Origin of the sequence: Streptomyces atratus (assembly GCF_040655115.1) — a bacterium.
In the GTDB taxonomy this organism is placed as follows: Bacteria; Actinomycetota; Actinomycetes; order Streptomycetales; family Streptomycetaceae; genus Streptomyces; species Streptomyces atratus_D.
Genome location: NZ_JBFAJH010000001.1, coordinates 574,707 through 587,215, shown reverse-complemented (window position 1 = coordinate 587,215; position 12,509 = coordinate 574,707). Strand labels below are relative to the sequence as shown.

Below are 12,509 nucleotides of genomic sequence, written 5' to 3'. Positions count from 1 at the left end.
CCGGGAACGTGTCGGACAATGGACCAACCGTCCAGCGGAGCGTGCCCCTCCCGCACACCCTGTCGATGTCCCGTCGGGGACGGACACGGGAACGGCCCCTCGAACAGGCGCATTCGAGGGGCCGTCACCACCGCGTGGGTGTCAGTCGTCGAGCGAGGTCATGACGTGCTTGATGCGCGTGTAGTCCTCGAAGCCGTACGCGGAGAGGTCCTTGCCGTAGCCGGACTTCTTGAATCCACCGTGCGGCATCTCGGCGACGAGCGGGATGTGGGTGTTGATCCACACGCAGCCGAAGTCGAGGTTCTTGGACATGCGCATCGCGCGGGCGTGGTCCTTGGTCCACACCGAGGAGGCGAGGGCGTACTCGACACCGTTCGCGTACTCCACGGCCTGGTCCTCGTCGGTGAAGGACTGGACCGTGATCACCGGTCCGAAGACCTCGTTCTGGATGATCTCGTCGTCCTGTCGCAGACCGGAGACGACGGTCGGGGCGTAGAAGTAACCCTTCTCGCCGACCCGGTGGCCGCCCGTCTCGACCTTGGCGTGCGCGGGCAGCCGGTCGATGAACCCGCTGACCTGCTTCAACTGGTTGGCGTTGTTGAGCGGGCCGTAGAGCACGTCCTCGTCGTCCGGCTGCCCGGTCTTCGTGTCGGCGGCGGCCTTGGCGAGCGCGGTGACGAACTCGTCGTGGATCGACGCGTGGACGAGGACGCGGGTCGCGGCCGTACAGTCCTGACCCGCGTTGAAGAAGCCCGCGACGGAGATGCCCTCGACGGCCTTGGCGATGTCGGAGTCCTCGAAGACGACCGCGGGCGCCTTGCCGCCGAGCTCCAGGTGGACGCGCTTGACGTCCTTGGCGGCGGACTCGGCGACCTGCATGCCGGCCCGTACCGAACCGGTGATGGAGGCCATCGCCGGGGTCCGGTGCTCGACCATCGCGCGGCCGGTGTCCCGGTCGCCGCAGATGACGTTGAAGACGCCCTTGGGCAGGATGTCGCCGATGATCCCGGCGATCAGCACGGTCGACGCCGGGGTGGTGTCGGACGGCTTGATGACGACGGTGTTGCCCGCGGCGAGCGCCGGGGCGAACTTCCATACGGCCATCATCATCGGGTAGTTCCACGGCGCGACCTGGGCGCAGACGCCGACCGGCTCGCGGCGGATGATGGAGGTCATCCCCTCCATGTACTCGCCGGCCGAGCGCCCTTCGAGCATCCGTGCCGCACCCGCGAAGAAGCGGATCTGGTCCACCATCGGCGGGATCTCTTCGGTGCGGGTGAGCTCGATCGGCTTGCCGGTGTTCTCGGACTCGGCGGCGATCAGCTCCTCCGCCCGCGCCTCGAAGGCGTCCGCGATCTTCAGCAGGGCCTTCTGGCGCTCGGCGGGCGTGGTGTCGCGCCAGGCGGGGAAGGCCGCCGCGGCGGCGTCCATGGCGGCATCGACATCGGCCTGGCCGGAGAGCGGGGAGGTCGCGTAGACCTCTTCCGTCGCCGGGTTGACCACGTCGATGGTCCGCCCGTCCGCGGCGTCCCGGAACTCCCCGTTGATGTAGTTGCGCAGACGGCGCACCTCGGTGGTCACAACCACCCCTCCTGTCGACACGTCCAATGGATGAGACGTCCAGCCTAGTCGCATGGGTAACGCTTTCGACATACCCACCCGCCAGGAACTTCGGATTCAGTGAGATCTGGACCCTCAGACAACGAATTTCATCGATTGAGGGTTGCGAGACAGACGAGTCCCGGTGCACAGTGGGTGCGTGGCCAGTCGCAGCGCAGACTCCAGGACCGGGAACGGATCGTCACCAACGGTCGATGCCGTCTCCCTCGCAATCATCGAGCAGCTCCAGGAGGACGGGCGTCGTCCGTACGCCGCGATCGGCAAGGCCGTCGGCCTCTCCGAGGCGGCCGTGCGGCAGCGCGTCCAGAAGCTGCTCGATCAGGGCGTGATGCAGATCGTCGCCGTCACGGACCCGCTCACTGTGGGGTTCCGACGGCAGGCGATGGTCGGCATCAATGTCGAAGGCGACCTCGATCCCGTCGCGGAGGCGCTGTCGGCCATGGCCGAGTGCGAGTACGTGGTGATGACCGCGGGCTCCTTCGACCTGATGGTGGAGATCGTCTGCGAGGACGACGACCACCTGCTGGAAACGATCAACAAACGCATCCGGGCCATCCCCGGCGTGCGCTCCACCGAGAGTTTCGTCTACCTGAAGCTCAAGAAGCAGACCTATATGTGGGGAACCCGATAGCCGTGAGCAAGGACCTCAGCCGAACCGCGTACGACCACCTGTGGATGCACTTCACCCGCATGTCGGACTACGAGAACGCGCCCGTTCCCACCATCGTGCGTGGCGAGGGCACCTACATCTACGACGACCAGGGCAAGCGCTACCTCGACGGCCTGTCCGGCCTGTTCGTGGTCAACGCCGGTCACGGCCGTCACGAGCTCGCCGAAGCGGCCTACAAGCAGGGCCAGGAGCTGGCCTTCTTCCCGGTGTGGTCCTACGCCCACCCGAAGGCCGTCGAGCTGGCCGAGCGGCTCGCCGATTACGCACCGGGCGACCTCAACAAGGTCTTCTTCACCACCGGTGGCGGCGAGGCCGTCGAGACCGCCTGGAAGCTTGCCAAGCAGTACTTCAAGCTCAAGGGAAAGCCGACCAAGTACAAGGTCATCTCGCGTGCGGTCGCCTACCACGGCACCCCGCAGGGCGCCCTGTCCATCACCGGCCTGCCGGCCCTGAAGGCCCCCTTCGAGCCGCTGGTCCCCGGTGCGCACAAGGTGCCCAACACCAACATCTACCGCGCCCCGATCCACGGCGACGACCCGGAGGCCTTCGGCCGCTGGGCCGCCGACCAGATCGAGCAGGAGATCCTCTTCGAGGGACCGGAGACGGTCGCCGCGGTCTTCCTGGAGCCGGTACAGAACGCCGGTGGCTGCTTCCCGCCGCCGCCCGGGTACTTCCAGCGGGTCCGCGAGATCTGCGACAAGTACGACGTGCTGCTCGTCTCCGACGAGGTCATCTGCGCCTTCGGCCGCCTCGGCACGATGTTCGCCTGCGACAAGTTCGGCTACGTGCCGGACATGATCACCTGCGCCAAGGGCATGACGTCGGGCTACTCCCCGATCGGCGCCTGCATCGTCTCGGACCGCATCGCCGAGCCGTTCTACGAGGGCGGCAACACCTTCCTGCACGGCTACACCTTCGGCGGCCACCCGGTCTCCGCGGCGGTCGGCCTCGCCAACCTCGACATCTTCGAGCGCGAGGGCCTCAACCAGCACGTCCTGGACAACGAGAACGCGTTCCTCACGACGCTGCAGAAGCTGCACGACCTGCCGATCGTCGGCGACGTCCGCGGCAACGGCTTCTTCTACGGCATCGAGCTGGTGAAGGACAAGGCCACCAAGGAGACGTTCACCGACGAGGAGACCGAGCGCGTTCTCTACGGCTTCCTCTCCAAGGCGCTGTACGACAACGGCCTGTACTGCCGGGCCGACGACCGCGGCGACCCGGTCGTCCAGCTCGCGCCACCGCTGATCTCCGACCAGTCGACGTTCGACGAGATCGAGGGCATCCTCCGGAGCGTCCTGACGGAGGCCTGGACGAAGCTCTGAGGGGGTCGGTGATCCGGACCGCGGGTCGATCGGCCGATCGACCACGGATCGATTGACCGATTGACCCCGGCCCGATCACCACCCGACCGCGTTCCAGCGGTCATTTCATACGGTCCACACGGCCCGGATGCGCCCATTCGAGTGGGAAGAAGCGCACCCGGGCCGCGTGCTGTGCGCTCACCGCGGTCCGAATCCTTACGGTGCCGAGTGACCGATCGGCCCCCTCTTCGTTCCCCCGTACGGGGGACGGGAAATCTGATCTGAACCGAGGTGTACGCCATGGTGGCCCCGCCGGACAACGACGTGATCTGGGCGCGTTCCCTGCACCACTCCCACAACGGCTCACCCGCGCTCGGCGGGATCTCCCTGGAGGTCCACGACGGCGAGATCCTCGCCGTGACCGGCCCACGAGGCAGCGGCAAGACGACTCTGCTGCACTGCCTCTCCGGCCAACTGGTGCCCCAGCAGGGCGAGGTGTGGTTCAACAGCGTCCCCGTCCACACCATGGGTCCGCGGCTGCGCGAGCGGCTGCGTCGTGACCGGTTCGGCTGGATCGCACCCGAACCCCAGCTCGTCCCGGAGCTGAACACCTGGGAGAACGTGGCACTTCCCCTGCTGCTGCGCGGCACCTCGCACCGGGGCGCGAAGAAGGCCGCCATGGAGTGGCTGGAGCGGCTCGACATCGGCGTGTGCGCCAAGAAGCGGCCGCACACGCTGCTCCAGGGGCAGCGCCAGCGGATCGCCGTCGCCCGCGCGCTGGCCGGCTCACCCACGGTGATCTTCGCCGACGAGCCGACCGCGACTCTGCACCGCACGGACCGCACCCATGTGCTGCGGACCCTGACGAGCGCGGCCCGCTCGCACGGCATCACGGTCGTGCTCGCCACCCATGACGTGGAGGTCGCCTCGCTGGCCGACCGCACGGTCCCGCTGCTGGACGGCCGCCGCGTCGCCACCGTCGCCCTGCCCGCCGGGTCCGATACGGAAGGCCGCGCGGCGTGCTCGCTCTCCGTCTAGCCCGCGGTACCCGTCCGCTGGTCCTGGTACGGCGGCTGATGGTCGCGGCGGCCTCAGCCGGGGTCGGCTTCCTGCTGCTGTGCACCCTGGGATACGCGTCGACGCATCCGGCGTACTCGACCGCCTCGGTGCTGCGGTTGCTGTGGTGCTTCGTACCGCTGGCCGCCACCGTGCAGTTCGCGGTCGCGGTGGCCCGTACGGACCCGAGCACCCGCCCGCGTCCGGGGCTGTCCGCCGTCGGCCTCGGGCCGGTCCGGCTCGGCGTGCTGGCCGCGGTCTCCACCGCCGTGTCCTGCGCTCTCGGGTCGATGGTGGCGCTGCTCCTCTTCCTGCATCTGCGCGGCGATCTGACCGGACTGCCGTTCGACGGTGCGGCGGCCGAACTGCTGGGCGCGGGATCCCCGTTGCCGGTGGCCGCAACCCTTGTTCTGCTGACGCTGGTACCGGTGGCCGCGGCGACGGCAAGCGCGATGGCGCTGCGCACCCGGCCGGTACAGCCGGCGGTGCCGGAGGACGGCACGCAGGACATCGTGCCGGACGAGCAGATCCCGGCTCCGGCTGCCCCGCCGACCGGACTGCCGTGGGGTGTGGCGCTGACGGCAGCCGGTCTCGCGGTCGAGGCGTACGCGAGCCGTGACGGCGCGGGCAGCCCGTTCCCCCTGCCGGGAATTCCCGACGCCACCCCGGTGTGGGTGCTGGCGGGGTGGTCGCTGACGGCGATCGGTCTGGCCATGGCGGGTCCCGGACTGACGTACCTTTGCGGACGACTGCTGCAGGCGGTGCGTCCCGGAGCCGTACGCCTGCTGGCCGGAAGGGTGCTGATGGACGAGGCGCGGCGGATCGGTCTGCCGCTGGGTGTGGTCTGCGCGGTGCTCTCCGCGGTGATCGCGGCGATCGCGCTGTACGGGACGGGTCCGCGTCACTTCGGCCCGCTCACCGCGCTCGGCGCGGTACTCGTACTGGGCTGCACGACGGCGACGCTGCTGACCTCAGCCCTGGAGGCGAAGCAGGCCCGCGCCCACCTGGCCCAGACGCTGCTGCGGCTCGGTGCGCCGGTCTCGGCGCTGCGGGCCGCAGTGGCCCTGCGCGCCGGCGTCCTGCTGGTCGTGTTCGCCCCGATGACCTGGGCGATCGCCGAATTGGCCGCGCTGCCGCTGACCGGCTGAGGGGCCGTCGGCGGGCCCTGGAGCCGACGGTCAGCCGAGGTGCCGGAAGGCCGGCCAGATCTCCGGCCAGGGCTCGCGCAGACCCCGCCAGATCCAGACCCTCGCGCCCTGCTCCTCGTTCTCGACCCCGTACCCGTTGTCGATCCGGGCAGCCGGTTCCACCTCGCGCCAGGAGCGGCGCAGTTCGCCCGCGCTCCGGACCCCGACGAAGAACGTCACGGTGCTGCGGTCCGAGGGCGGCGGCCCCCACCGGTGGTAGGAGTTGTGGCCGCTGTACGCGGTCGGAAGCCCGTACGCGTCGCCGTACCGCGCGAGCGCCCCCGCCTCCCCGTAGTTGCGGGTCACGATCGTCGGGCTCCACGCTCCGCGGGCGGCAGCGTCCGACACCCTGCCCACGGTCGCGGCGAACTGCGGCCAGCCGACCGTCTCGGCGCTGTCGCCGTTGACGGCCGGCTGCGGGCTGCGGGCTGCGGGCCGTCAGAGAACGCGGCGAGCGGCACGACGGGCAGTCCGATGAGGTCGACACGGTGGACGAGGCCCCCGAGGCACTCGCCCGGCTGTCCGGCTGACCGTCCGGCCGGTCGGTTCAGATCGTCGCGAGCCGATTGACCAGCGCGTCGAAGAACGCCTCCCAGCCGTCCTCCGCCGCCGCGTACTGCTCGGCAGTGAGGTTGCCGCCACGCTGCTGGAAGACCATCTCGGTGGTCTTGTCGCCGCGGTCGGTGAAGGTGACGGTGACGATCTCGCCCTCGATGTCGTCGGGCGCGGTCGCGTCCTTGAGTGTGAAGACGAGCCGCTCGGGTGCGACCACCTCCCGGTAGACACCGTGGAACGGCATCTCGGTGCCCGGCACCACGATGACCAACCTCCACGTGCCGCCCGGCCGGACGTCCATCGACACCCGGTCGAGCGGCACCTCGGCGTCCCCGCCGTACCAGACGGCGAAGTGCTCGGGGGTCGTCCAGGCCTCGAAGACGAGTTCCCTCGGGGCGTCGAAGATACGGGTGATGTCGATGCCCTCGCGTGCCGATTCAGTCATGGTCCGTGTCCTTTCCGGAGTCGTTCCGGATCTTCTGAAGCTGTGTGAGGTGTTCCCCGAGACGGTCGAAACCTCTCTCCCAGAACGCTCTGTAATGGTCCAGCCACTCCGTGGCGTCCGCCAGCGGCGCCGCCTCCAGCCTGCACGGCCGCCACTGCGCCGACCGGCCACGCGTGAGCAGCCGGGCGCGCTCCAGCACCTTCAGATGCCGGGAGACCGCGGGGAGGCTCATGGAGAACGGCTCGGCCAGTTCGGTGACCGTGGCCTCGCCCTCGGCGAGCCGCGCGAGGATCGCACGCCGCGTCGGGTCGGCCAGGGCCGCGAATACGGTGCTGAGCCGGTCCGCTTCGGCCATGATGCTCAACCACCTCGCTGATTAACCGATGTGTTCAATATGGCGCCTGGGGCCGTCTCGGCAACTGCCCGCGCCGTGCCTAGAACGCCGCGGGCAGAACCACTGTCTCCGACGCGTCGAAGGTCACGCCCACTGCCACACCCTCCTGAGGGGTGTCCCGCAGCGGGCACTCCGCCTCCAGGACCGGTCCGCTCTCGGGGTGGAGGGTCACGGCGACATGGTTGCCCCGGAAAGTGCGGGCGCCGACCGTGCAGCGCAGCCCGGTCTCCGGGGATCCGACCCGTACGCCCGCCGGACGCACCAGCAGAGCGCACGGGCCCTGTGGCGAACCGTCCGGCACCGGCACCTCGCCCCACGCCGTACCGGCCGCCGCGCCGGTCACCGTCGCGTCCACCACGTTGTCGAAACCGAGGAACCGGGCGACGAACGCGGAGGCGGGCCGCTGCCAGACCTCCAACGGGGTGCCAGCCTGGGCGATCCGCCCCGCGCGCATCACGACGACCCGGTCGGCGAGAGCGAACGCCTCGCCCTGGTCGTGGGTGACGGCGAGCACCGTCGTTCCCAACCGGGTGAACAGGGCGCGCAGTTCCACGACGAGGCGTTCGCGCAGAGTGCGGTCCAGCTGGCCGAGCGGCTCGTCCAGCATCAGCAGCTTCGGCCGCGGGGCGAGCGCCCGCGCGAGGGCGACGCGCTGCTGTTCGCCGCCTGACAGCGCGGCGACGGCCCGCTGTTCCGCACCGGGCAGACCCACCAGTTCGAGGAGTTCGGCGACCCTGCGGCCCTGGTCGCCGCGTGTGACACCGCGCATGCGCAGCCCGAAGGCGACGTTGGCGCCGACGTCCCGGTGCGGAAAGAGCTGATGATCCTGGAACATCAGGCCGAGACCGCGCCGGTGCACCGGCACGCCGGTCTGGTCGACGCCGTCGAGGAGCACCCGGCCGCCGTCCGGCGGATGCAGTCCGGCGACCACGCGCAGCAGGGTCGACTTGCCGCTGCCGCTGGGTCCCAGGACGCAGACGATCTCGTGGTCCGCGACCTTCAGATCGACCGCGTCGAGCGCCGCCCGCTTCCCGAAGAGGACCGTGGCGGATTCCAGTGTCAGCATGTCCAGAACACCCCGAGCATCGTCAGAACTCCCCGGACCGGTCCGGGCGGATACGTTCGAGCAGCAGCAGCGACACCGCGCACACCAGCATGAGAATCGTGCTGAGCGCCATCGCCTGCCCGTAGTTGAGATCCCCGGACCGTCCGAGCAGCCGCGCCACGGCCACCGGAAGGGTCGGATTGTCGGGCCGCGCGATGAACACCGTCGCCCCGAACTCGCCGAGCGACACGGCGAACGCGAAGCCCGCCGCGACCAGCACCGCTCTTCGCACCAGCGGCAGATCGACCTCGCGCCAGGCCCGCAGCGGCGACGCCCCGAGCACCGCCGCCGCCTCCCGGAGCCGCCCGTCCACCGCCCGCAGGACCGGCAGCATGGTCCGTACGACGAAGGGGACACCGACCAGCGCCTGGGCGAGCGGCACCAGGATCCACGAAGTCCGCAGATCCAGCGGGGGCTTGTCCAGCGTGATCAGAAAACCGAAGCCGACGGTGACGGCGGACACCCCGAGCGGAAGCATCAGCAGCGCGTCGAACCCACGGGCCAGCCGACCGGCCCGCCGCGTCAGCGCCGCCGCCGCGAGCCCGCCGACGATCAGCGCGATCACGGTCGCGACCACCGCGTACTGGAGTGAGTTCCAGATGGCTTCGAGAGGTGCGACCAGGAACGTGCCGCCGCTCGCCTCCGCGGACCGCAGGGCACGGTAGTAGCCGAAGCCGCGGCCGTCGGGCGCGTCCAGCGAGCGTTCCACGAGCACACCGAGCGGCAGCAGGATCAGCACCAGCACCGTCAGCAGGACCCCGCCGAGCAGCGCCCACTGCCCGGCGCCGCGCGGTCTGCGGGAGGTCTGCGCCGGATCGACCAGCCTCAGCGCCGTCTCCCTGCGCCGCGCGGTCCACGCGTGCACGGCCAGGATCGTGCCGACCGCGGCGAACTGAACCAGCGTCAGCACGGCGGCCGTCGGAAGGTCGAGGAGCTGGGCCGTCTGCCGGTAGATCTCCACTTCCAGCGTGGAGTACGCCGGACCGCCGAGGATCTGCACGACCCCGAAGGAGGTGAACGTGAAGAGGAAGACCATCAGCCCGGCGGCGGCCACCGCGGGTGCGAGAGCCGGCAGAGCGACCCGCCGCCACGCCGCGAACCGCCCGGCGCCCAGCACCCGGGCGGCCTCCTCCTGTCGCGGGTCGAGTTGCGACCACAGCCCGCCGACGGTCCGCACGACGACCGCGTAGTTGAAGAAGACATGGGCGAGCAGGATCGCCCACACCGTGGTGTCGAGACGCACGCCCGCCAGTTCGTCGAGGAAACCGCCGCGCCCCAGCAGGGCCAGGAAAGCCGTCCCCACGACGACGGTCGGCAGGACGAACGGCACGGTGACGACCGCCCGCAGCGCCTGCTTGCCGGGGAAGTCGAAGCGGGCGAAGACGTACGCGCCGGGCAGCGCGATCAGCAGGGTCAGCGCCGTCGACGCGAGCGCCTGCCAGGTGGTGAACCAGAGAACGTCGAGGATGTCCGGCCGGGTCAGCACCTCGCCGATCCTGCCGAACTGCCAGGCGCCGTCGGCCTTCAGCCCGCGGCCGACGATAGCGACGACGGGGTAGGCGAAGAACAGCGCGAAGAACGCGACGGGCACGGCCATCAGACCGAGCCGCACCACGCTCCCCCGCCACGCCCCCGCGCGCCGGGGGTTCGCCCGCCCGGTCCGGGCGCGTGAACCGTTCCTGTCCGCGCCCGGACCGCGTACGGGAGCCTTCGCTACTTCACTACGAGCGAGGACCACGACTGGACCCACTGCTCACGGTTCTTGGCGATGGCGTCCGGGGCCACGGTCGTGGGCCTGTCGACCGTCGCGCCGAACTCCGTGAAGAGCTGCGGCAGCTTCGCGTCCTTGGTGACGGGGTTCACGAACATATTGAGCGGCATGTCCTCCTGGAACTTCTTGCTGATCAGGAAGTCCAGCAGCGCCTTGCCGCCCGCCTCGTTCTTCGCGCCGTTCAGCAGACCGGCGAACTCGATCTGACGGAAGCACGTCCCGGTCGCGACCCCGGTCGGAGCCTCGGTCGGCTGCGGCTTCGCGTACAGCACCTCGACCGGCGGGCTGGAGGCGTACGAGACGACGAGGGGCCGGTCCGCCTTGGCCTTCCTGCCGCCCGCGGAGCCGGAGAACTCCTCGTTGTACGCCTGCTCCCAGCCGTCGACCACCTTCACGCCGTTGCTCTTCAGCTTCTTCCAGTAGTCCTGGTATCCGCTCTCGCCATAGGTGGCGACGGTGCCGAGGAGGAAGCCGAGACCGGGCGACGAGGTCGCGGCGTTCTCGGTGACGAGAAGGTTCTTGTACGCGGGCTTCGCCAGGTCGTCGAAACTCTTCGGCGGCGCGAGCTTCTTCTCGGCGAAGTACTTCTTGTCGTAGTTGATGCAGATGTCGCCGGTGTCGATCGGAGTGACCCGGTGCTTGGCCGCGTCCAGTTGGGAGTCGGCCGCGACCCGGTCGATGCCCTTCGCCTCGTACGGAGTGAACAGTCCGTTGTCGAGGGCGCGGGAGAGAAGCGTGTTGTCGACGCCGAAGAACACATCACCACGTGGGGAGCCCTTGGTCAGGATCTCCTGATTGAGGGCAGCTCCTGCGTCACCGCTCTTCAGCACCTTGACCGTGTAGCCGGTCTCCTCCGTGAACGCCTTCAGTACGTCCTTGGAGGCGTTGAACGAGTCGTGACTGACAAGCGTCACGGTCTTCGAACCGGAGCCCTTGGTGTCGCCGGAGCCCGAGGCCGAGTCGTCGGAACTGCCGCAGCCGGCAAGTGCCGTGACGCCGAGAGCGGCGGCGACGGCCGCCGCCGAGAGCTGCTTGATCCCACGCGTGGTGCGGGTGGTGCTCACTATGAATTCCTCCTGGGTTTGACCAGGAAGAGACGCGGCCCTGCCCGCGAAAAGCGGGCAGGGCGCAACAGCATGAGTTGATGACCGAACTTCCTACCCGGAATGACCCGGGCGAGGTTCAGAGGGTCTGCGGCCAACCTGTCCTTGGTGCCGCACTCTCAGCGCTGTGGCGCTCCCCTGTCGGAATATGAAGTTGATTTCGGGCCAAGGTTACACGGGCCGCTTCGGCCTCAGCGCTCGGATGCGGCCAGCTGCCCGCAGGCCCCGTCGATCTCCTGGCCGCGGGTGTCCCGCACGGTCACGGGCACTCCGTGGGAGGCGATCGCCTCGACGAACGCCTTCTCGTCCTCGGGTCGGGAGGCGGTCCACTTCGAGCCGGGCGTCGGGTTGAGCGGGATCAGGTTGACATGGACGCGCTTGCCCTTGAGGAGCCGGCCGAGCAGGTCACCGCGCCAGGCCTGGTCGTTGATGTCACGGATCAACGCGTACTCGACGGAGATCCGGCGGCCGGACTTCTCCGCGTACTCCCACGCGGCGTCCAGCACCTCGCGCACCTTCCAGCGCGTGTTCACCGGCACGAGCGTGTCCCGCAGCTCGTCGTCCGGCGCGTGCAGCGAGACGGCGAGACGGCACTTGAAGCCCTCGTCGGCAAAGCGCAGCATGGCCGGCACCAGGCCCACGGTGGAGACGGTGATGCCGCGCTGCGAGAGGCCGAGACCGTCCGGCTCCGGGTCGGTCAGCCGACGGATCGCGCCGACCACCCTCTTGTAGTTGGCGAGCGGCTCACCCATGCCCATGAAGACGATGTTGGAGAGCCGCGCGGGCCCGCCCGGAACCTCCCCGTCGCGCAGCGCCCGCATGCCGTCCACGATCTGGTGGACGATCTCGGCGGTCGACAGGTTACGGTCCAGCCCGGCCTGCCCCGTCGCGCAGAACGGGCAGTTCATCCCGCATCCGGCCTGCGACGAGATGCACATCGTCACCCGCTCCGGGTAGCGCATCAGGACAGACTCGACCAGCGTCCCGTCGTGCAGCTTCCACAGTGTCTTACGGGTGGTGTCGTCGTCGCAGCTGATGTGCCGGACCACGGACATCAGGTCGGGGAACATCGCCTCGGCGAGCTTGTCCCGCGAACCGGCCGGGATGTTGGTCCACTCGGCCGGGTCGTGCGCGTACCGCGCGAAGTAGTGCTGCGACAGCTGCTGCGCGCGGAACGGCTTCTCGCCGATCGCGGCGACGGCCTCCTTGCGCTCGGCGGGCGTGAGGTCGGCGAGGTGCCGCGGCGGCTTCTTGGCTCCGCGGGGCGCGACGAAAGTGAGTTCTCCGGGCTTAGGCATG

General features: G+C 69.6%; 12 protein-coding genes. 4 read left to right on the top strand and 8 right to left on the bottom strand.

Going from position 1 to position 12,509, the window contains the following annotated elements; translation table 11 throughout:
- Positions 1-141 precede the first annotated feature (141 nt).
- On the bottom strand, positions 142-1,581 hold the full coding sequence (locus AB0I23_RS02750) for a gamma-aminobutyraldehyde dehydrogenase (RefSeq protein ID WP_359106166.1): 1,440 nt from the start codon (positions 1,579-1,581) through the stop codon (positions 142-144).
- Between the two features lie 178 nt (positions 1,582-1,759).
- Here AB0I23_RS02750 and AB0I23_RS02745 point away from each other — a divergent pair, with 178 nt between their 5' ends.
- The 4 genes from AB0I23_RS02745 (at position 1,760) to AB0I23_RS02730 (ending at position 5,798) form a co-directional block, all read left to right on the top strand.
- On the top strand, positions 1,760-2,251 hold the full coding sequence (locus AB0I23_RS02745) for an Lrp/AsnC family transcriptional regulator (protein ID WP_352308301.1): 492 nt from the start codon (positions 1,760-1,762) through the stop codon (positions 2,249-2,251).
- Positions 2,236-3,615 (top strand): aspartate aminotransferase family protein, encoded by a 1,380-nt coding sequence (locus AB0I23_RS02740; RefSeq protein WP_359106164.1) that lies wholly within the window; start codon positions 2,236-2,238, stop codon positions 3,613-3,615. Before AB0I23_RS02745 ends, AB0I23_RS02740 begins: the two co-directional genes overlap by 16 nt.
- A gap of 279 nt (positions 3,616-3,894) precedes the next feature.
- Entirely contained in the window at positions 3,895-4,632 is a 738-nt protein-coding gene (locus AB0I23_RS02735) for an ABC transporter ATP-binding protein (protein ID WP_359106162.1), read from the top strand.
- Positions 4,614-5,798, top strand: coding sequence for a hypothetical protein (locus AB0I23_RS02730; RefSeq protein ID WP_359106160.1), 1,185 nt, complete (start codon positions 4,614-4,616; stop codon positions 5,796-5,798). Before AB0I23_RS02735 ends, AB0I23_RS02730 begins: the two co-directional genes overlap by 19 nt.
- A gap of 30 nt (positions 5,799-5,828) precedes the next feature.
- On the opposite strand, the gene AB0I23_RS02725 is transcribed toward AB0I23_RS02730, so the two are convergent.
- The 7 genes from AB0I23_RS02725 to rlmN form a co-directional block, all read right to left on the bottom strand.
- Positions 5,829-6,185, bottom strand: coding sequence for a hypothetical protein (locus AB0I23_RS02725; RefSeq protein ID WP_359106158.1), 357 nt, complete (start codon positions 6,183-6,185; stop codon positions 5,829-5,831).
- A 199-nt stretch (positions 6,186-6,384) separates the two neighbouring features.
- Positions 6,385-6,837 carry an SRPBCC domain-containing protein gene (locus AB0I23_RS02720; protein ID WP_359106156.1) on the bottom strand — a complete coding sequence of 151 codons (453 nt, stop codon included), beginning with the start codon at positions 6,835-6,837 and terminating at the stop codon, positions 6,385-6,387.
- Positions 6,830-7,192 carry an ArsR/SmtB family transcription factor gene (locus AB0I23_RS02715; protein WP_359106154.1) on the bottom strand — a complete coding sequence of 121 codons (363 nt, stop codon included), beginning with the start codon at positions 7,190-7,192 and terminating at the stop codon, positions 6,830-6,832. Before AB0I23_RS02715 ends, AB0I23_RS02720 begins: the two co-directional genes overlap by 8 nt.
- A 79-nt stretch (positions 7,193-7,271) precedes the next feature.
- On the bottom strand, positions 7,272-8,297 hold the full coding sequence (locus AB0I23_RS02710) for an ABC transporter ATP-binding protein (RefSeq protein ID WP_359106153.1): 1,026 nt from the start codon (positions 8,295-8,297) through the stop codon (positions 7,272-7,274).
- Between the two features lie 22 nt (positions 8,298-8,319).
- Positions 8,320-9,933 (bottom strand): ABC transporter permease, encoded by a 1,614-nt coding sequence (locus AB0I23_RS02705; protein WP_359106151.1) that lies wholly within the window; start codon positions 9,931-9,933, stop codon positions 8,320-8,322.
- A 116-nt stretch (positions 9,934-10,049) separates the two neighbouring features.
- Complete coding sequence (locus tag AB0I23_RS02700) at positions 10,050-11,171, bottom strand: thiamine ABC transporter substrate-binding protein (protein WP_359106149.1); 1,122 nt, start codon at positions 11,169-11,171, stop codon at positions 10,050-10,052.
- 230 nt (positions 11,172-11,401) lie between these two features.
- Positions 11,402-12,508 (bottom strand): 23S rRNA (adenine(2503)-C(2))-methyltransferase RlmN, encoded by a 1,107-nt coding sequence (gene rlmN, locus AB0I23_RS02695; protein WP_359106147.1) that lies wholly within the window; start codon positions 12,506-12,508, stop codon positions 11,402-11,404.
- Position 12,509: the final 1 nt, after the last annotated feature.

Bases quoted from the DNA above. Each gene is read 5' to 3' on its own strand.
- AB0I23_RS02735 (WP_359106162.1), top strand. From the start codon at position 3,895: ATGGTGGCCCCGCCGGACAACGACGTGATCTGGGCGCGTTCCCTGCAC.
- AB0I23_RS02720 (WP_359106156.1), bottom strand. From the start codon at position 6,837: ATGACTGAATCGGCACGCGAGGGCATCGACATCACCCGTATCTTCGAC.
- AB0I23_RS02715 (WP_359106154.1), bottom strand. From the start codon at position 7,192: ATGGCCGAAGCGGACCGGCTCAGCACCGTATTCGCGGCCCTGGCCGAC.
- AB0I23_RS02710 (WP_359106153.1), bottom strand. From the start codon at position 8,297: ATGCTGACACTGGAATCCGCCACGGTCCTCTTCGGGAAGCGGGCGGCG.
- AB0I23_RS02705 (WP_359106151.1), bottom strand. From the start codon at position 9,933: ATGGCCGTGCCCGTCGCGTTCTTCGCGCTGTTCTTCGCCTACCCCGTC.
- rlmN (WP_359106147.1), bottom strand. From the start codon at position 12,508: ATGCCTAAGCCCGGAGAACTCACTTTCGTCGCGCCCCGCGGAGCCAAG.